The following is a 20,170-nucleotide window of genomic DNA, read 5'->3' on the forward strand; positions in this document are numbered from 1 at the left end:
TCACACTGTTACCGGATTGGGCTTGTCCGGGTCGATGCCAAGCTTGCTTATCGCTTTTGCCACCTTATCTGCCGTGATCTGACCTTCCTCGGCCAGCGACTTGAGCGCCGCTACCGTAATGTAATTACGGTCCACTTCAAAAAACCGCCGTAGTTGCTCACGTGTATCAGAGCGGCCAAACCCGTCTGTGCCCAAAACCTTATACCGCCCCGGCACAAATTCCCGGATCTGATCGGCAAAAATCTTCATGTAGTCCGTGGCGGCTATCACCGGCCCCTTCCGATCCTTGAGGCACGTGCCGACATAGGACAATCTTGGCGCTTCGGCGGGATGCAGCATGTTCCATCGGGTAACATCCAGTGCTTCACGTCTCAATTCGGTAAAGCTCGTGGCGCTCCAGATGTCGGCAGCGATGCCATATTCCTTTTCCAGTATTTCCGCCGCTGCTATCACTTCGCGCAATATCGTCCCCGAACCAAGCAATTGTACCCGGAGACCGGAATTTTCCCCTGTCGTATTACCTTCCCGAAACAGGTACATTCCTTTCAGTATCCCTTGTTCCGCGTTGGCAGGCATCCCCGGATGCGAATAGTTTTCGTTCATTACCGTTATATAGTAATAGACGTCCTCCTGCTCTTCATACATGCGCCGCATGCCATCCTGGATAATGACGGCGATCTCATACGCAAACGTCGGATCATAGGATATGCAATTTGGAATAGTGGATGCAGCCAGGTGACTGTGGCCATCCTCATGCTGCAGACCCTCTCCGTTAAGCGTTGTGCGTCCGGCGGTGCCTCCCAGTAGAAATCCACGGCAACGCATATCTCCAGCCGCCCAGGCAAGATCTCCCACACGCTGAAAACCGAACATTGAATAGAAAATATAGAACGGAATCATCTGCACGCCGTGATTGCTGTATGCCGTTGCCGCCGCCATCCATGAGCACATCGCCCCGGCCTCGTTGATACCTTCTTGCAGAATCTGGCCGTTCTTGTCTTCCTTGTAATACATCAGTTGATCGGCATCCTCCGGTTTGTAGAGCTGCCCCGTCGACGACCAGATGGCCAGTTGTCGAAACATCCCCTCCATACCGAAAGTCCGCGACTCGTCCGCAACGATGGGCACCACTCGCTTACCAATGCTCTTGTCCTTTACCAGAATGTTGAGTATGCGTACGAAAGCCATGGTGGTGGAAGATTCCCGCCCCTCGCCGCCCGCCTTGAGCAGGGCATCGAATGCGGATAGCGGTGGAATCCGCAGCGCTTCCGCCTTTCGCTGGCGCCGGTGGATGAAACCGCCCAGCGCCTCACGCCGCTGATGCATGTACATATACTCAGGCGAAGCCTTGTCAAATGTCAGATACGGTATATCGTCTATCTTGTCGTCTGCAATTGGAAGACCGAAGCGGTCGCGAAACGCTTTCAGCGAAGTGGTACCCATCTTTTTTTGCTGATGGGTGATGTTCTGCGCCTCGCCCGCTTCACCCATCCCGTATCCCTTGATGGTTTTGGCAAGAATCACAGTGGGCTGCCCTGTATGCCGTATCGCGGCTGCATAAGCCGCAAAGACTTTATGCGGATCATGACCGCCGCGGTTCAAGCGCCAGATGTCATCGTCCGACATATTGGCGACCATTTCCAGCAACTCCGGATATTTGCCGAAAAAATGTTCACGGACATAGGCACCGTCTCTCGACTTGAAAGTCTGATATTCGCCGTCTACACATTCCATCATGCGTTTCTGCAGCAGGCCTTTGGTATCCTTGGCAAACAATGGATCCCAGTATGAGCCCCATATCACCTTGATGACATTCCAGCCGACACCGCGAAAGGCGGCTTCAAGTTCCTGGATGATCTTGCCATTTCCACGCACCGGCCCGTCCAGGCGCTGAAGGTTGCAGTTAATCACAAAAATCAGATTATCCAGATTCTCGCGTGTGGCCAGAGAAATGCCGCCCAGCGATTCCGGCTCATCCATTTCGCCGTCACCCATGAAGGCCCAGACTTTGCGGCCGTTGGTCTTGACCAGCCCGCGGCTATCCAGATATTTCATGAAACGGGCCTGGTAAATCGACATCAGTGGCCCGAGCCCCATCGATACCGTGGGGAACTGCCAAAAGTCCGGCATGAGCCAGGGATGCGGATAAGAGGACAGTCCCTTGCCGTCCACCTCGCGCCTGAAATTATTGAGCTGGTCCTCCGTCAACTCTCCCAGCATGAAAGCATAGGCATAAAGACCGGGTGACGAGTGGCCTTGCGCGAATATCAGATCTCCCCCATGATTTTCCGATCTAGCGTGCCAGAAGTGATTGTAGCCGACATCATAGAGCGTCGCCGCGGACGCAAAGCTGGCAATATGGCCACCGACATTGGAGTTCTTGTTGGCGTGCAATACCATTGCCATGGAGTTCCAACGGACATAAGAGCGAATGCGATGTTCCAGCGCATGATTACCGGGAGAGCGGTCCTCCTTGCCTGGTGGAATGGTATTGATATAGGCCGTGGTGGCGCTGTAAGGAAGGTATGCGCCTGAACGCCGGGCTTTTTCTACCAACCTTTCCAGCAGGTAATGCGCGCGCTCGGTTCCCTCGTGCTCCAGCACGGATTCCAGGGCGTCCAGCCACTCCTGTGTTTCAGATGGATCTATGTCGGGAATGGGTTCCATTTTCGTCTCGAAATTGTTGGGATTACCGATGTGATTGGTCTGCGTCGCAATTAAGCCCGTGCGTATGCGCGCTCGGCAGCCTCGATAGTGTTATACAGCAACATCGCGATAGTCACCGGGCCCACGCCGCCCGGCACAGGCGTGATGTAACCTGCCTTTTCCTTGACCGACTCGAACTCCACGTCACCCACCAGTTTACCGTCCGGCATGCGGTTGATGCCAACATCTATCACCGCTGCGCCGTCCTTCACCATGCCGGCGGTAATCATATGCGGCTTTCCGGTCGCCACTACCAGGATATCGGCGCGACGCGTATGTTCGGCCAGATCACGCGTCTTTGAGGTACAGATGGTAACCGTCGCGCCTCTTTGCAAGAGCATCAACGCCATGGGCTTGCCGACGATGTTGCTGCGGCCCACCACCACCGCGTGCTGCCCTTCAATTGGAACGCTGTATTTTTCCAGTATCTTGATCACCCCATGAGGTGTGCAAGGCGGGTATATCGCATTACCCGTAACCAGCGATCCTACATTGTAAAGATGGAATCCATCCACGTCTTTTTCCACTGCAACGGATGCAATCACTTTATCGCTTTCGAAGCGTCGCGGTAACGGCAGCTGCACGAGGATACCGTGAATTCTGGGATTCCGGTTCAGTTCCTGAATACGCTCCATTACCTCATCCTGGCTCGTGTTCTCGGAAAACTCATGTATTTCGGAATAAATCCCCGTGTCGCTACACGCTTTAGCCTTGTTCCGCACGTAGATGCGTGAAGCCGGATCATCACCGGCAATAACCACCGCCAGCCCAGGTTGCATACCTTTTTCCGTCAAGCGCGCGGCGCGAATCTTCCAGTCAGCTCGAAGTTCGCGGGCAAACGCGTTCCCATCCATAATTTTGGCATTCATCGTTTATTGGATCGCCTTAAGCGGATAATGGATGGTTAATTATACGCCAAGGAACCGGCGAACAAGCCCGTGTGAGCGCTAGGCCGATCCGTAGTGGCACTGGAAGCGGATCACCCAGCAGGCAAATGAGGGCGGGCTGTATTCAGACAGCCAGGGGTGATCAGCGCAAACTGGCATTATCCATGCCGATGTTCTCCACGATCAAGATTGGCGCGCGCCCGGCGAGTCTGCTTTTCTGATCTTCATTCGATAAATCAGCAGCCCCACCAGAAAAGTTGGAAGGACAACCAGGGCAGCAGCCACGAGCCCAGCCGCCAGCACGTCAATTCCCTCGGTTTTTGGAAGAAAAATAGTGACAACCCAAACCGTCAGGAAAGCAGCCACCGCGCCGCCGATAACCATGATCTTTTTACCACGCTCATACAGTCGCCACAATGAGCCGGAAACGCGCGTTTCATTTCGATATTCATCAAAAACCGCCACGATGCTGTCATCGTTGGGCATAGCCTGGTAGCCCATGCTTACGGCAAGCGAGTCGTCGCCGCCCTCCACTCTTGACATTTTACTCAGAAATGCAACTCGTTTTTGAGCATCCTTTTTTTTCATGCCGTCGCTGATGAGCATCGACTCAAGCGCCGCAAAGGCATGGTCGCGAGCATTGGCTGGTAAACCGAGATTCTCACCCTGGCGCCACATGACACCTACCAGATAGAGCTGAATCGTCAGCTGCCTGAACTGTGGCGCGAAATCATATCCTTTGTCTTTAATTTTCGGAAGCTGAGACTCCAGCACCTCACGCGCGCACAGCACGCAGACTTCAGTTACAGTCGTTTCAGAGTCAGTTTTCGTGTCATTCATTGTCGTAATAACGGGACATGCCCAACCTTAACTTTGAATTTGTAGAGGAACGCATTATATACTGGCAAAAGCTCGTTGAAGAAGGATGAATCGTCCCGCACCTGGACAGCTGTCCGATCCGGTTCCGGATAAATTCGGCGTGCTGCCATGCTTCTAACAAAAGGAATTCACCAAAGAATTCAGACTGATCTACAATTAGATAAGGCGATCCATACCGAGTTCCCCAATATGCGGTAGCGGCCTTTTTCCTGAACAGTAAGAAAAGTTTTTTGAAATATCGTAATCCGGTCAATTCTGAATGTGCGCTTGCGCGCGTATATCAATGGGAAGATTATGAAACATCATAAATACCTTATCGTCGGCGGTGGAATGGCCGCTGATTCCGCTGTTCACGGTATCCGCAAGATCGATCAAGACGGGGCCATTGCCATGATTTGCGAGGAGCGGCACCTGCCTTATGATCGTCCACCCCTGACAAAGTCTCTCTGGAAGGGCTCGGCTTATGAATCCATCTGGCGAAACGCGCACGGCCTGAATGTTGCCATGCATCTGGCAAAAAAAGTGGTGGCCGTCGATCCATCAAAAAAAACCGCAACGGATGATGCCGGAAACATCTATACGTATGAAAAGCTCTTGCTTGCCACTGGCGGCACGGTGCGGCGTTTCCCGACTTTTGGCGAGAGCATGATCTACTACAGAACCGCGGATGACTACCTTAAGCTGCGGGAGTTGAGTCAGCATGGTTCGGACTTCGTTGTTATCGGAGGCGGCTTCATCGGTTCCGAAATTGCCGCCGCGCTTGCGATGAACAACAAGCGGGTGACGATGATTTTCCCGGAAAGCGGTATTGGTGCGCGTGTTTATGCACCGCCTCTCGCTGAATTCCTGAATTCATACTACCGCGAAAAAGGCGTCACCGTGCTTGCGTCAGAAACGATTAAATCGGTGAGGACCGAGGGCGCCAAAACAATTGTAACCACGGCAAACGGTACAGATATCTCCGCCGATGGCGTCGTTGCGGGACTGGGGATATCACCCAACACCGACTTGGCCACGCAGGCCGGACTGGCGGTGGATAACGGCATTGTCGTGGACGATCAGTTGCGCACGAGCAATCCGGACATTTACGCGGCGGGGGACGTGGCGAACTTCCATAGCACGCTATTGGATAAGCGTATGCGCGTGGAGCATGAGGATAACGCTAATGTGATGGGTGAAATGGCAGGCCGGAATATGGCGGGGCAATCAGATACCTATCGTCATCAGCCTTTCTTTTATTCCGACCTGTTTGACCTGGGTTATGAAGCAGTGGGAGAACTGGATTCCCGCATGGATATCGTCGAAGATTGGGAAGAGCCTTTCCGTAAAGGCGTAATTTATTATTTACGCGATGGGCTCGTGCGCGGCGTGCTGCTTTGGAACACCTGGGGACAGGTCGATGCCGCTACGCAGCTAATTGCCAAAAAAACGATACACTCCAGCGAAACCCTGATGGGCCGCATCACCGGCTAGGCAGATAGTCAGGCGCGATTTTCTTGCTATCCCTTCTTGCGGATATAAAAGGCGAGCTGGAATTCAAGACTCGGTTCGGTCGTGCCAGGAAATCTTGCTATTGATCCACGCGAGCAGTGCAACGTATGCGGACGGTATCCAAGGCGGTCACAGCATGCCGTTTATTGTTGATTTGGGTTGGAATCCGGATCGATCCCCGGGAATGGCGAAATTCATCTATATTCTCACCGGGTAAATCAGAGAAATAACTGGCACGCGTCATCTTGAAAACCCTCACCCTCACCCGGCCGGACGACTGTCACCTTCATTTGCGTGACGGCGAGCAAATGCGCGCAGTTCTGCCGGATACGGCACGGCGCTTCGCCCGTGCCATTGTCATGCCCAACCTCAAACCGCCGATAATCACAGTCGAAATGGCGCTGGCATACCGCGAGCATATTCTTGCCGCCCTGCCGCCGGGCATGCGCTTTGAGCCATTGATGACACTCTACCTTACCGACAACACTGCGCCTTCCGAAATTTTCGAAGGCAGGAGAAACGGTACAATACATGGCGTGAAATTTTATCCGGCCGGCGCCACGACAAACTCCGCTGCTGGTGTTACTGACATCGCCAAGTGCTACGGGACGCTGGCGGCAATGGAAGAGGCGGGGATGCCGCTGCTCGTGCATGGAGAGGTGACTGATCCGGCGGTGGATGTGTTCGACAGGGAAAAATCCTTTCTCGACAGGGTATTAATGCCTCTTACGCAACGGTTCCCGCAATTGCGGATCGTGTTCGAGCACATCACTACCCAGGAAGCGGTGGCGTTCGTTACCGGCGCACGGGCCCATATTGCAGCCACGATTACCGCCCATCATATGCTGCTTAACCGAAACGCCCTGTTCCAGGGCGGCATCCGGCCGCACCACTATTGTCTCCCGGTGCTGAAACGTGAAACCCATCGCCAGAAACTGGTCGAAGCCGCCACCAGCGGAAACCCGAAGTTTTTTCTGGGCACCGATAGCGCGCCTCATCCCCGGTCTGCCAAGGAAAGCACCTGCGGCTGCGCAGGCGTCTACACCGCTCATGCGGCGATTGAACTCTATGCGGAAGCTTTCGAACTAGCGGGGGCGCTGGACAAGCTGGAAGCCTTCGCCAGCTTCCATGGCGCGGATTTCTACAAACTGCCGCGCAACAAGGACAGTATTATGCTGAAGAAAGAAAACTGGAGCGTGCCGTCGCAACTGGGTTTTGGAAACGAAGCATTGGTCCCCCTGCGTGCAGGGGAAAGCCTGGCATGGAAATTGATCGGCTAAAGTGCAAGGGTGCGAATTACGCCCGAGTTGTATCAACCCGCATTTTTCACAAATCGTCTTCGGAAGCGTGGTAATTCTTGAAGCTTCTCTAATTTTGAACCTCCCTTAAATCGAAGCTCCCTTAATTTTGAAACTTCCATAAGCATGGCGCCCCGCGCTCTCGCCCTTCTGAAGGATATCTTCGGCTATCCCGCTTTTCGTGGTCGGCAGGCCGAAGTGATCGCGCATATTGCCGGAGGCGGGGATTGCCTCGTATTGATGCCGACCGGAGGCGGAAAATCGTTGTGCTATCAGATTCCGGCGTTATTGCGCAACGGTGTCGCGGTAGTGGTTTCGCCGCTGATTGCGCTTATGCAGAATCAGGTAGCGGCCCTGCACGAAGCCGGGGTGCGTGCGGCGTTTCTCAATTCCTCCCTGTCACAGACAGAAGCGGCCACAGTCGAGCGAGGCATGCTCGCCGGCACATATGATCTGGTGTATGTGGCGCCGGAGAGGTTGTTGACACCGCGCTTTCTCGATCTTCTGGCGCGCACGCCGCTTTCCCTGTTTGCCATCGATGAGGCGCACTGCGTGTCTCAATGGGGCCATGATTTCCGCCCCGAATACATCCAGCTTTCAATCCTGCATGAGCGATTTCCCAACATACCACGCATTGCCCTGACAGCCACCGCGGATAGCGTGACGCGAGAGGAAATCATCCGGCGTCTTGGCCTCGATGGCGCCGAAATATTTATTTCAAGTTTTGACCGCCCCAACATTCGTTATCAGATCGTCGATAAAATAAACGGCAAGGCCCAGTTAATCGCTTTTATCCGCGCTGAGCATGATGGCGACGCCGGTATCGTCTATTGTCTGTCGCGCAGGAAAGTCGAGGAAACAGCGGCTTGGCTGGTCGAAAAGGGTATACGTGCCCTTCCATACCATGCCGGTATGAGTGCACCGGACCGCAGCCGCAACCAGGAAGAATTTCTGCGCGAAGAAGGCATTGTAATGGTCGCTACCATCGCATTCGGGATGGGCATAGACAAGCCGGACGTGCGCTTCGTGGCTCACCTCGATCTGCCCAAGAGCGTGGAAGCCTATTATCAGGAAACCGGCCGTGCCGGGCGCGACGGTCAAGCCGCCAGCGCATGGATGGCTTACGGCTTGGGCGATGTGGTACAGCAGCGGCGGATGATAGAGGATTCCCCGGCGGAAGCACAATTCAAACGAAGCGCTTCGGCCAAGCTCGATGCGCTGCTGGCACTGTGCGAAGCCACCACCTGCCGTCGTGCGCGCCTGCTCGAGTATTTTGGCGAAGCGCCAGCCAGTGCCGCTTGCGGCAATTGCGATGTCTGCCTCGATCCGCCACAGGTGTGGGACGGGACGGTGGCCGCACAGAAGGCGCTGTCGTGTGCATTTCGCACCGGCCAGCGCTTTGGTGCCGGGCATCTGATTGACGTGCTGCGCGGCAACGATACCACGCGCGTGAGGCAATGGGCTCACGACAAGGTCAGCACCTTCGGTATCGGCAAGGAATTGGATGAAAAAGCCTGGCGAGCAGTATTCCGCCAACTGGCGGCGCTCGGCTTGCTCACCGCAGACAGTGAAGGTCATGGTTCGCTGCGTCTTGCCGCAGCCAGCCGCGCAGTGCTGACTGGGAATCAAACGGTGCGTCTGCGCCTGCAGCCAGAGCGAAAGAAGGCTGCGGCCAAGACCAAGGTGGCACGTGAAGATAAAACCGCCACGCTTGACCTCGCGGCGCGTGCGCTATGGGCGCGCCTGCGCGCATGGCGCACCGAAGCTGCAAAGACGCACGGCGTTCCCGCTTATGTGGTGTTTCACGATGCAACACTGGCAGAATTGGTACGCCTGCATCCAAAGACGGAAAATGAACTGCGCGAAGTGCCCGGTATCGGCGCAAGAAAACTGGAGAGTTACGGCGACGATCTGCTTATGATTCTTCGAAGTTGAAAAAAAACGATAAGAGCATCGGACCGGCACCCTTGTGCGACAAAAAGCAAGGCAAGTTTGTGCAGTTCTGATCGCTGGCTGGGGTCGGCGACATGATCTATATCGGTAGCCAGTCGAAATTCATTCCTTAAGTCGTGAAAGTGGGCAAGCTTGGACAGCCATCGCAGTGTCGCCGATGAACCGGGCAAAAGGCGTCGATCAGGGCGTGATCATCGTCGTTACTGCATCCACGTGTCTACAACGATGGCGTCAAGATGATTATCCAGATGCCCGCCAGCATGAACCAGTCTGAAGCCCCGATTCCGCTGGTGGGATGAAAGGATGGGGGACCGTTCATCGACAGGAATCGGTCCAGGTGAACCATCGGCTGCAAGGCAATCGCTATATCGTTGACAGTATTTTGACAAAACCATCCTTGTCGCGCGTCGGCTTCAGCCAGGATCGCGTCACCATTCAAAAAGGGAAATAAAAATGCGCATCCTGCTTATCGCGTTGTTGTGCGCATGCCTTGGTGCCTGCGCATTCCAGCCCTTGACCAGGGGCAATCCCTTCGCCGCCCTCGATGAAAAAATTGCTACCGATACCGTCAACCAGCTTGCGCGACTCTATCCGCCGGCAAAGACGCAATTCAGCCTGGTCGTCTCCGACCCCGAGAGTTTTGGGGCGCTGCTGGCGAACCGGCTGCGCGCCAAAGGGTATGCGCTCTCTGAAAAGGCCGAAAGACCCCGGATCATGCCGCCGGATACCTTTGGCGCGGTATTTTCACCAAAACCGGCGGACGACAGCAACATGCCCGCACAATCACTCGCGACCGAACCAGGTATCGAGCTGCGCTACGTACTCAACCATTCGGGCAGAGACTTTTCCCGTATCACAATGGTAATCGGCCGCGCCGTGCTGGCGCGCGCCTACCTGATCGAAAACGGCACCATTGTCCCTGCCGGGGCCTGGACGTTCAAGGAGTAGCGCCATGAGCCAGACCATGTGTTGAGAGAGCATCCCTTCGCCTTTTAGGCCGACTGTTTACCACTTCAAACCACAATCCCGTTGCTTATGGGAAGACTAAGAGCGACAATTGGCCCTCTAAAGGCAACAATCGACCTGGAATCTCTTCAGGAAGATTCTACCGTCGAGAATTATCAGTAGCGACCAATTTCTATTGCTCGGTGCGGATCTTCAGTCTGAGCAGGAGTTATATAAATGTTTAATTTAGGCTCCATGTTCAATCTGGGCCCCGCTGATCCAGTAGTCGGCAAGAAGAGCATTCTGGTCAAGTTATCCGCTGCTGAAGTCTTCAAATTTATTGGCGACGATTTATTTCATAACTATCCCAGATGGTCGCCGGAAGTACAGGAACTTGAATGTCTCACTGATGGGCCCGTAAAGTCGGGAACCATAGCAAGGCAGGTACGCGTGGATCACGGCCAACGCTCGGAATCGAAATTTCGGATTACGATTTATGAACCTTCGAGGCGACTGGCCTTTGCGGGCGTTGTTGAACCTTATCGCTGCCTTTACGAACTACAACCCAAAAGCGGGGAAGATGTAACGGAATTGAGTTTTACTTTTGAACTACTTGAACTCAAAGTATTCATGCGACCTTTTGAGCAACTGGTCCGGAGCGCGATTCAGGAGGGTGCAGTCCAAACGGTAGAAAATATAAAACGTCTGGTTGAAAGCGGCAAACCCGCCAAAGCCGCTCGACTCTGACAGACACCTGCTTGCAACTTTTAGAGAATGCGACTTGCGGTCGGAGCAGAAAAATCTTTTACGCTCGCCATTGTCGTGGGTGGATAATAGTTTCAGCATTCCGATCAATCGGCGCGAGGATTTACTTATGACAGATGAAGTTTCTACAGAAGCACAGCAACCGCAGGCACCGGATGATAGAAAACTATGGGATGTTGTCCTCGGAATTTATGGCTATCCAGCGCTGCTTCTTGCGCATAAGCTCGGCGTCTTTTCTCTACTGGAAGACGGCGAACTTTCGCTACCCGTCATCTGCGAGAGGCTGGACATCAAAGCGCGCCCTGCCGAAGCGATTCTGACCACAGCAACAGCGCTGGGGTTCCTGTCGGTAAAAGAGGGACATTATTCGTTGACGGCAGTCGCTGAACACTATCTGCTAAAGAAAAACCCGAGCTATTTTGGCTTTATGTGGGATCTGATGATCGAAAACGATCAGGTACATTCATTTAAAAGCCTTGAAAAGGCAATTCGCACAGATGAGCCCCAGGTTTATGGCGGGACGGGTATTTACCGTCCCGAAGAGGTGCAGGCCAAACTCGTACGAAGATTCACGCGCAGCATGTACAGTATGAGCATCAAATCGGCTTTCCACTGGCCGGAGGTGCTCGATCTCTCCGCTCACCATACCATGCTCGACATTGGTGGAAGTTCGGGCGCCCATTCGATTGGGGCCGTATCAAAGTGGAGTAATTTACAAGCTATCGTTTTCGATTTTCCCATGGTGTGCGAGGTTGCAAATGAATTCATTGCCCAGCATGGCATGCAAAATCGAATCAAGACATGCGAAGGAGACATGTGGCGTGATGAACTGCCGGCAGCCGATCTTCACTTTTATTCCACCGTTTATAATGACTGGCCCCCTGAGAAGTGCAGCTTTCTTACCGCGAAGAGTTTCAATGCTCTCCCGCCTGGGGGACGCATCATCATCCATGGAATGCTCTATAACGAGGACAAATCCGGTCCTTTCGCTGCGGCTGCATTCAGCATGCTCATGATGGGGTGGACCGAGGGAAAATCCTACTCCTCCACGGAACTGTCCGCCATGCTGAGCGATGCAGGATTTCGTGATGTCGAAGTGCGTCCAGCTTTTGGTTATTATAGTGTAGTTACTGGCCTCAAACCTTAAACTATAGCTTTCCAAAATAATCACTCGTCCCTCGCGAACCACATGCAGGTATTTGTAGCAATCTGTATTTGAAAACAATGCCGACCAGCATCAGCAAGGTTTTGAGCAAGGATTAACTGAATCTATCTGCCCCGGCAAATCGGCATCACTGGCAATGAACCTGCAGACTCTCGCGATAAGTCAGTTGCGCAAACGTCATGGCACGGAACTGTTCGGTGCAACTCATTGGCCTTCAAAATCCTCAAAATCTGCCCCCACCCAGTCACTTTTTCGCTGCAATTCTTCAAGCCCGACAGGCTGCTAGCGATAAAAATATAGATACCAGGATCTTGATAGGGTTGAGAAGCATGAATACAAGATCATCCGTTTAATGGCTTATTTTTCCCTGTCATGCTTGCAATTACGTCTATTAAGGCACGTAATTCGAAGGGCTTGGAGAGATGCTTCTGAAAACCGGCGTTAATCGCTCTTATTTTATCTTCCGCACGATTGAATGCGGTAAGCGCAACGGCAGGGGTTTGCCCGCCGGTATGCGCAGGCAGATTCCTTACTTCGCGAATGAATTGATAGCCATCCACCCGGGGCATGCCGATGTCACTGACGATGACATCCGGCCTGTGTATCTGTATCTGTTCCAATCCGTCGGCAGCGTTGCCAGCCGCAATCACACAAGCGTGGTTGAGAGTCAGCATGAGCCTGGTCAACTCCAGCGCATCCGGCTCGTCATCCACGATCAGTATTTTCACTCCGAAAAGTGTAGGACCTTTGCTATCCATTCATAACCTTTTTTGTGAGGCGATGCAGATGATTCCATTCCTGTCGACACGTGCCAAGTATATGCACACCATGGGCTATTAAACCCGTTTGTATATTTGCATTTAATTCTGGATGGCACCGTGCGTTTAGCCACATAGCGAGTGCTCTTCATGAACAATCGGCCAGAACGGAAGCATTTTCCAGCTTTTTCTGCAAGCGGTCCTGACGCGCTTCCAACCTTTGGTCACGTACCCAAACTGATAAGATATTAATTTCGCTTCAATTTGGAAGTGAATGTCTGGCATAGTGAGTTCCTGAGTGCCGATGTTAGAACTTGCATTACACGGGTTTGCCATATGCTCAAAGGCTGGTTCATTAACCAGGATAGTACGGTTTTGATCCAAATATCTTTAATTCCCAGGTTCAACCCGCAGTGCATCAGCTTGATTGCCTGATTGCTTCGGCGTCTGCGGGTCGAAGTAAATTCGCTCCGGCACTGCCTTTCTTGAAAGGAAAAGTTTGCACCAACCTACTCATTTGCCACCCGATCAAGGAGAAATGACCGCCCTTACGAGGTTCTTCGACTGGACAGCTACGTCGCTTGGGCCATTTGTGGTATGGCCCAAATTGCTCAGGGCCACGCTCGGTATCATGCTGACCTCAAACCACTTCATGTTCATCTGTGAGGACCCGATTTAATCCAGTTCTATAACAACGCCTACTGAAAAATCTTGGAGCCCAAACGCCACCCAGCGCACTGGGTCAACCCGGACGTGAATGCTGGCGCAAAATATGGCCCATAATCGGGCCATAGATAGAGTCATGGTCGGGAGGCTGCTGCATCTCCAGGCAGAGAAGTGGCGGTCTCGCCACTTCTCAAAACATTGCGCATCATGAAAGTTGACGACAACAAGGACGCCACTCATATGCCATCGATGTTATTGGACGCTGCAGGGCATGCGGCGTTGATCGAGCTAACCCCACACATTTCTATTGAATATTGACGCGACGGAATCAGTGAGTGTTTCTTTAATATCGCAACATAAGAAAAGCGGTCTCGCTGCATTGACCATGGCGGCAGTGGGGATTGTTTATGGCGATATAGGTACAAGCCCCCTCTACACCATGAAAGAGGTATTCTCGGAAAAACATGGCCTTGTTCTCAATACCCCCAATTTATTAGGCGTCGTCTCGCTGATTGTCTGGGGTCTCATCCTGATCGTATCCCTCAAGTACGTTACCCTCATTCTGCGCGCAGACAATCGGGAAGAGGGCGGCATCATGGCTCTGATGGCACTGGCGCTATCTTCAGTAGGCAAGGCGTCGCGCTGGTATTTCCCGGTAACAGTGATAGGCTTGTTTGGCGCAACGCTGTTCTATGGCGACAGCGTCATTACGCCGGCGATTTCGGTACTCTCCGCAATTGAAGGTCTGGAAGTCGCTACGCCAGTGTTAAAACCCTATGTCGTGCCGCTCACTGTAGCCATTCTGGTAGGGCTGTATGCGCTGCAATCCAGAGGTACTGCCGGCATAGGCAGTTGGTTCGGTCCGATCATGCTCGTCTGGTTTTTTACGTTGGCTGCCATGGGTATTGTCAATATCGTTCAAGCGCCGGAAGTTCTGGTTGCGCTCAATCCGTGGCACGCAATCATTTTTTTGAATGACAATCGCTTGATCGCCTTTATTGCCCTGGGTGCGGTGGTTCTGGCCTTTACCGGCGCGGAGGCCTTGTATGCCGATATGGGTCACTTCGGTGCCAAGCCTATACGCTTGGCATGGTTTTCCATCGTGTTTCCGGCGCTGGCACTCAATTATCTGGGGCAGGGTGGATTATTGCTGTCCAATCCAGGTGCCGTGAGCAACCCTTTTTTTCACCAACTGGGTGCCTGGAGTACCTATCCCTTGGTTATCCTATCGACAATCGCAACCGTCATTGCTTCGCAAGCAACGATTTCAGGCACCTTCTCGATGACCAAGCAAGCCATAGCACTTGGCTTCCTGCCTCGGATGAAGATCGTACACACCTCGGCCATGCAGATCGGCCAAATCTACATCCCGACGGTTAACTGGCTGCAACTGACTGCCGTATTGATCGCTGTGACAGGGTTCGGCTCATCTTCCAACCTGGCCGCAGCGTATGGAATCGCTGTTACCGCAACCATGCTCGTAACGACGATATTGACCTTCTTTGTCCTGCGCTACCGCTGGAAATATAACCTTGCTTTAACCATGCTTGGCACGGGTTTCTTTCTGGTGATCGATCTTGTATTCTTCTCCGCCAACACGCTCAAAATATTGCATGGCGGATGGTTCCCGCTACTGTTGGGAATTTTCCTGTTCACCATCATGCTGACCTGGAAGCAGGGACGCCAACTGGTTTTCGAGAATCTGAACAAACATGCCATCCCACTCAAGGATTTTTTGCGGTCACTCTTCAAAACACCGCCAATGCGCGTGCCTGGCACCGCGATCTTCCTGCATGGTGATATCGATGGCGTCCCCCACGCACTGCTGCATAATTTGACACATAACAAGGTATTGCATGAGCGCGTCGTGTTTCTGACGGTGCGTATGGTTGAAGTCCCCTGGGTGCCTATATCCGATCGGGTACAAATAGAAGAGCTTGGGAATCAGTGTTACCAGATCATTATTCAATACGGCTTTAAAGATGAGCCACACGTTCCACAAGCATTGGAGCTATGCAAGCAATATGGCCTGGAGTTCGAGATACTGGCCACGTCGTTCTTCATCGCACGCCAAACCATTCTCTCGAGTCCAGGGGCGGGAATGGCCCGATGGCAAGAACATCTCTTTATCGGTATGTCGCGCATTGCTCGTGGCGCAGCGGATTACTATCAAATTCCGCCTAACCGCGTAATTGAGCTGGGAACTCAAGTTGAGATTTAAGCGTAGGCAGAGGTATTACCTTTTATTTAAGAATACGCGCTTCGCGTAGCTCCTCATGATACGCTACGCGCATGACTTGGGGATAGAAGCGTCAGCTGCCACTGGACTGATAAACTTGAGAATCGATACAGGCCAACTCTCTAATCACCAACAAGTAGGCCCAAGATAAGGATTTTTATGCAAATGAGGCTACTGCCATCATAAGCACCGCGAGCGCCATCACAGCTGTCGCAAGCCAACCTAGTATCTGAAGCCGAGACGTGACTATAAACCTTCCCATTATTTCCGGTTTCGCCGCCATTGACATCATTATCGCCATGATGGGCACAGCAATAACGCCATTGATGACGGCACTCCAGAACAGTGCTTTGATTGGGTCGATGGAAGTGAAGTTGAGCATCACGCCTAAAAGCGTTGCGGCAATCAGAATCATATAAAAACCCGTGGCCTCCAGGAGCTTGTGGCCCAAACCAATACGCCATCTGAAGGATTCCGCCACGGCATAGGCGGCCGAACCTGCGAGAACCGGCACGGCAAGCAATCCGGTGCCTACTATGCCTGCCGAAAATAACAAAAACGCATATTCACCTGCTATGGGACGCAGCGCTTCCGCCGCCTGTGCAGACGTCTGGATATCCTTGACACCATGTTGATGCAAGGTGACCGCTGCCGTCAGCATAATGAAAAATGCGATGAGGTTGGAAAATCCCATCCCGATGTAAGTATCCATCTTGATACGCTGAAGGTGATCGCGCGCCTGCTCCGGTGCGTCTTTAAGCGGCTTCTCGCCCTTTGACGCCCGTTGTTCCTCAACTTCCTGCGAAGCTTGCCAGAAAAATAGATAGGGACTGATGGTAGTGCCGAACACAGCAACAACCGCCACCACATAATCAGTTTCGAAAGAGACGGACGGGATGATTATGCTGCGAAAGACGTCACCCCAAGGAACCTCGACGGCGAAAACCGTGGCGACATAAGCAAAAAGCGACAGCGTCAATAATTTTAATATCGGCGCATATCGTGGAAACGGTATGAAAACCTGAAGCACAAGGGACACCACGGCGAACGCCACCCCATACAGATGCGCCGGCCCACCGATCAAGAGCTTGAGCGCTGCAGCCATTGCGCCGATATCGGCAGCAATGTTGATTGTGTTTGCGATCACAAGCAAGCAGACGAGGCCGTGCAGGACCCATGGCGAATAATGCTCGCGAATATTGGCTGCAAGCCCATTACCGGTAACTCGTCCAATGCGGGCGCTGACAATCTGGATGCCCACCATAAGGGGAAAAGTCAAGAATGTCGTCCACAGCATCGAATAGCCGAATCCGGCTCCCACTTGCGAGTAGGTAGCAATTCCGCTCGGATCGTCATCCGCTGCGCCGGTGATAAGCCCGGGGCCCAGTTTTTTCCAGACCGGACCGTTATGTAAATCGGAAGTCTCTTCCTCCTTCATGCAGGTTCTCTCGAAGTCGCCGGCCTCTATCGCTCCCGTATGCCTGACAACGAATGAATGGCTGTGCCATTGCGCCAAGCTTGAACTTCGAAGAATGGATCTTTATTTGAAAAAGATAAAGCTCGCCTTTTCGGCACGTTCCCGCCCTGAACCGCCTGATCAGGCGTGGATATTACCAGTGTCTCTTTGCACGGTTCCAGCGATACAGCAGACGGGCAAACAAATTGTACGCCAATTGCGTAAGTTGCCTGAACACCGGTAAACGCAATAACGCGGCCAACCAGCGCTGACCCGGCGTCTGTGACCACAGACGAGCGAACGCATCGGCGCCTACGCTAAGCTTGCCATCCGCACTCCTGACGTGGAGCCGCTCCCGCACCTGCTCCAGCGGCGCGCCTATCTCCTCTACCGCTTCCGGATGAGCATGTACATCGATCCACTGGATGTCCTTGATACCGCACGCTTCCATACGCTTGCGCTGATCCTTGATTCCCGCATTACAAACGGGGCATGCGCTGTTGTAATAGACCTTGCTGGACATTTTCCTCGACCCCATCTATTTCAAACGAAATAGAAACAGAGCCACCTTGAACGCACGCGTCCCGGCTCACTCACAGCGATAGACAACACCCAGGACCGTGGTGTTTGATGTGCCTTTGCTGCCCCATGCGTTGGTATTACTGGAGTCTTGCACCCAAACGTAGTTTCCGCCCATTTTAGATGCCTTGTTACGCAGGTCGTTTCGGGCGCCGATGAGCAGATTTTCGTTTGATGTATAGTCACCGGTAAACCAATTACCCTGAGAGCCGACAACGTCGCCAAGCGCTTTGCAATTGCCGGTTGGTTTTTCAGTCAGAAGCTCAACGGACCTTCCTTCCGGCGTCGGCGAAATCGCTGAACAACCGACAAGAAGAAGAACCGATACCGCGACACCTGTTTTCATGATCATTTTCTCTCCCCTATACGATATTTTTGGTCTTTTGATCATCGTTCGCTGATACATAGAGTCGGTTATCAGGCAGTTGTAGAGAAGATTTCAGGATTCCCGTTTGCGCCCTGTTTGGAACCGGCTCATAAACAATTTTGAAAAGAAGATTGCAGGTTTCAAGCGTAGTACAAATTCAACCGAGTAATGGCCACCAAAAGCTCCCGATGGAAAGAGATGTAATTCACACTTTTGGACTATGCATGTGATTATGCATGTTTTGGCCCAAACATGATAATGCCCATGCCCGCAAGCGCCACCAGAGACCCTGCCACGTCCCATGCCGTTGGCCTGATACCGTCGACAGCCCAGAGCCAGAGGATCGCAACAAAAATATAGACACCTCCATACGCGGCGTAGGTACGGCCTGCAGCTGTGGGGTGGAGAGTGAGCAGCCATGCGAATAACGCGAGGCTTACGGCAGCGGGTATAAGCAACCAGGCACTCTGGCCCTGATTGAGCCAGAGATAAGGCAGATAGCAGCCTATAATCTCGGCAACAGCCGTAGCCAGGAAAAGAAAAAGGACTTTTAGCTCAAACATATCGGCACCTCAACAATTACATCCGAACGATACCTCTTGCAAACAGAACGTATAAGCTGATCGCGGTGCAGTGCGCACATTCGAAGTGATGAATAATGCATAACACTGACTGGCGCAGTTTGCTATTTTTCTTTTACTCCCCTTTTGCATTCGCTTCTTGAACGGAGCGCTTCCCTACCGCCTTGAAGAGTTCAGGTATGGCGATCGTATTCGACATGTTTGCAACAAAGTCCGGAATCAGACCGCCGGGATTCGTCAGCAACGTGTAGGTCAGCTGTGTGCGCGTGCCGCCATCAAGCGGCGCCACAAGCCAGGAGCCTTCATTAAGCTTGATACGCACGACCCCCTCGACCTCGGGTTGCACCTCGGGGACTGCCTCCCACTCAATCTTGAATACACCACTGTTTGAGGCCGTGCCGCGTGTCATCCTGACCCTGAGCAGATAGTCGCGATCACTTACGAATGGCGGCGCTATACGCGCGTAAGTGACAACCTGGCTATTTCCCTTGCGGCTGAGTATGCGTGACTCCTCTACATAAGGCATGAAATCCGGGTAATGCTCGAAGTCGCTGAGAACATCAAAAACAATCTCTGGCCGGACCTCCACCTCGCCAGTTGCCACGATTCTACGACCCTCATTGACGTCTTTTATGAAAATGGTAAGTTCGCTGGTGTGATAAGCCTCCGTCCAGTCCGGCCCAGGGCTCTTCACGTCGAGCGCCTGCGCAGGTATGGCAGCGAATACAGCAGCGGCGGCAAAAACAGCAATGCAGCGCATGGAACTCCCGATAAATATTGGGTTGACGGCTTCGTCATATGTAAAGAGTGCTTCTATTCGGCATCCGGCCGGTCTTTGGTCAGGCGAATACTACGGAACCAGCCGCCCGCCAGTACCGGCACATCCGTTTCCATTTTCAATTCAGGAACGCCTTCCAGTACCTCTTCAAATATAACATCGAGCCGTGTAACAATATGCTGCGACAGCAGATTCAGCGCTCTTCTCAGCCACGCGGTCTCACCCGGCTTGAGGAACTTGTCGAGTATCAGCACGTGGCCGCCCGGCTTCAGCACGCGCGCCGTCTCTCTCAAACATGAACGCGCATCGGGAACGATCGCCAGAATGAGATGCAACACCACATAGTCGAAGGAAGCGCCGGCAAACGGAAGCGCCATGCTGTCGCCACGAACGAGATTCAAATGCAGATTTCCGATCCGGGGTTTCGCGCGCCCCAGCATGGCGGCGGTAAGATCCAGACCGGTATAAGTATGGCCCGGGGGGAGATAGGGCAAGTCGAGGCCCGTCCCAATACCGCTGATCAGGATGTTGAGGCCATCTTGCCGGGGCTGTTGCGGTAGTTGTGCAAGACTCGCTGCACGCAGGCCCGTACCTGCCGCCGCTAGAAAAGCGTCGTAAAGCGGGGCGATAATCGTGTAGGAATGGCGCAAGGACATG

18 protein-coding genes are annotated in these 20,170 nt (G+C 53.0%); 7 read left to right on the forward strand and 11 right to left on the reverse strand.

All coding sequences use genetic code 11. From position 1 onward, the window contains the following. The 3 genes from aceE to F822_RS06495 all read right to left on the reverse strand — a co-directional run bounded on the left by aceE (nt 1) and on the right by F822_RS06495 (nt 4,433). Complete coding sequence (gene aceE, locus F822_RS06485) at nt 1-2,667, reverse strand: pyruvate dehydrogenase (acetyl-transferring), homodimeric type (protein WP_025041275.1); 2,667 nt, start codon at nt 2,665-2,667, stop codon at nt 1-3. Nucleotides 2,668-2,717: 50 nt separating this feature from the next. Then, a complete protein-coding gene (gene folD, locus F822_RS06490; RefSeq protein ID WP_025041276.1) occupies nt 2,718-3,575 on the reverse strand; it encodes a bifunctional methylenetetrahydrofolate dehydrogenase/methenyltetrahydrofolate cyclohydrolase FolD in 858 nt (285 codons plus the stop codon). Between the two features lie 201 nt (nt 3,576-3,776). Beyond that, on the reverse strand, nt 3,777-4,433 hold the full coding sequence (locus F822_RS06495) for a hypothetical protein (protein ID WP_025041277.1): 657 nt from the start codon (nt 4,431-4,433) through the stop codon (nt 3,777-3,779). A 333-nt stretch (nt 4,434-4,766) separates the two neighbouring features. Here F822_RS06495 and F822_RS06500 point away from each other — a divergent pair, with 333 nt between their 5' ends. From F822_RS06500 to F822_RS06525, 6 genes are all read left to right on the forward strand, one after another. Further along, nucleotides 4,767-5,945 carry an NAD(P)/FAD-dependent oxidoreductase gene (locus F822_RS06500; RefSeq protein ID WP_025041278.1) on the forward strand — a complete coding sequence of 393 codons (1,179 nt, stop codon included), beginning with the start codon at nt 4,767-4,769 and terminating at the stop codon, nt 5,943-5,945. 263 nt (nt 5,946-6,208) lie between these two features. After that, entirely contained in the window at nt 6,209-7,243 is a 1,035-nt protein-coding gene (pyrC, locus tag F822_RS06505) for a dihydroorotase (RefSeq protein WP_025041279.1), read from the forward strand. Between the two features lie 144 nt (nt 7,244-7,387). Further along, the gene (gene recQ, locus F822_RS06510; RefSeq protein WP_025041280.1) at nt 7,388-9,196 is read left to right on the forward strand and encodes a DNA helicase RecQ; all 1,809 of its coding nucleotides are present in this window, start codon (nt 7,388-7,390) and stop codon (nt 9,194-9,196) included. 471 nt (nt 9,197-9,667) lie between these two features. Beyond that, complete coding sequence (locus F822_RS06515) at nt 9,668-10,162, forward strand: conjugal transfer lipoprotein TrbH (RefSeq protein ID WP_025041281.1); 495 nt, start codon at nt 9,668-9,670, stop codon at nt 10,160-10,162. A gap of 234 nt (nt 10,163-10,396) precedes the next feature. Continuing rightward, nucleotides 10,397-10,906, forward strand: coding sequence for an SRPBCC family protein (locus F822_RS06520; protein ID WP_036576090.1), 510 nt, complete (start codon nt 10,397-10,399; stop codon nt 10,904-10,906). A 127-nt stretch (nt 10,907-11,033) separates the two neighbouring features. After that, on the forward strand, nt 11,034-12,071 hold the full coding sequence (locus tag F822_RS06525; protein ID WP_025041283.1) for a methyltransferase: 1,038 nt from the start codon (nt 11,034-11,036) through the stop codon (nt 12,069-12,071). 145 nt (nt 12,072-12,216) lie between these two features. Here F822_RS06525 and F822_RS16010 read toward each other — a convergent pair whose 3' ends face one another. Next, on the reverse strand, nt 12,217-12,297 hold the full coding sequence (locus tag F822_RS16010; RefSeq protein ID WP_156304466.1) for a DUF4372 domain-containing protein: 81 nt from the start codon (nt 12,295-12,297) through the stop codon (nt 12,217-12,219). A 133-nt stretch (nt 12,298-12,430) separates the two neighbouring features. Continuing rightward, nucleotides 12,431-12,847 carry a response regulator gene (locus F822_RS06530; protein ID WP_025041284.1) on the reverse strand — a complete coding sequence of 139 codons (417 nt, stop codon included), beginning with the start codon at nt 12,845-12,847 and terminating at the stop codon, nt 12,431-12,433. Between the two features lie 997 nt (nt 12,848-13,844). On the opposite strand from F822_RS06530, the gene F822_RS06535 reads away from it, so the two are divergent. Further along, complete coding sequence (locus F822_RS06535) at nt 13,845-15,734, forward strand: potassium transporter Kup (protein WP_331458283.1); 1,890 nt, start codon at nt 13,845-13,847, stop codon at nt 15,732-15,734. Between the two features lie 175 nt (nt 15,735-15,909). On the opposite strand, the gene F822_RS06540 is transcribed toward F822_RS06535, so the two are convergent. From F822_RS06540 to F822_RS06565, 6 genes are all read right to left on the reverse strand, one after another. Beyond that, nucleotides 15,910-17,190, reverse strand: coding sequence for an NRAMP family divalent metal transporter (locus tag F822_RS06540; RefSeq protein WP_025041286.1), 1,281 nt, complete (start codon nt 17,188-17,190; stop codon nt 15,910-15,912). Between the two features lie 172 nt (nt 17,191-17,362). Next, nucleotides 17,363-17,731: a thiol-disulfide oxidoreductase DCC family protein gene (locus F822_RS06545; protein ID WP_025041287.1), complete on the reverse strand. Its 369-nt coding sequence runs from the start codon at nt 17,729-17,731 to the stop codon at nt 17,363-17,365. Nucleotides 17,732-17,797: 66 nt separating this feature from the next. Beyond that, a complete protein-coding gene (locus F822_RS06550) occupies nt 17,798-18,139 on the reverse strand; it encodes a DUF4156 domain-containing protein (RefSeq protein ID WP_036576093.1) in 342 nt (113 codons plus the stop codon). A gap of 245 nt (nt 18,140-18,384) precedes the next feature. Continuing rightward, complete coding sequence (locus F822_RS06555) at nt 18,385-18,717, reverse strand: YnfA family protein (RefSeq protein ID WP_025041289.1); 333 nt, start codon at nt 18,715-18,717, stop codon at nt 18,385-18,387. 133 nt (nt 18,718-18,850) lie between these two features. After that, nucleotides 18,851-19,495 (reverse strand): SRPBCC family protein, encoded by a 645-nt coding sequence (locus tag F822_RS06560; RefSeq protein ID WP_025041290.1) that lies wholly within the window; start codon nt 19,493-19,495, stop codon nt 18,851-18,853. Nucleotides 19,496-19,548: 53 nt separating this feature from the next. Next, entirely contained in the window at nt 19,549-20,169 is a 621-nt protein-coding gene (locus F822_RS06565) for a class I SAM-dependent methyltransferase (protein ID WP_025041291.1), read from the reverse strand. Between the last annotated feature and the right edge of the window lies 1 nt (nt 20,170).

Source organism: Nitrosospira briensis C-128 (assembly GCF_000619905.2).
GTDB classification, from domain to species: domain Bacteria; phylum Pseudomonadota; class Gammaproteobacteria; order Burkholderiales; family Nitrosomonadaceae; genus Nitrosospira; species Nitrosospira briensis.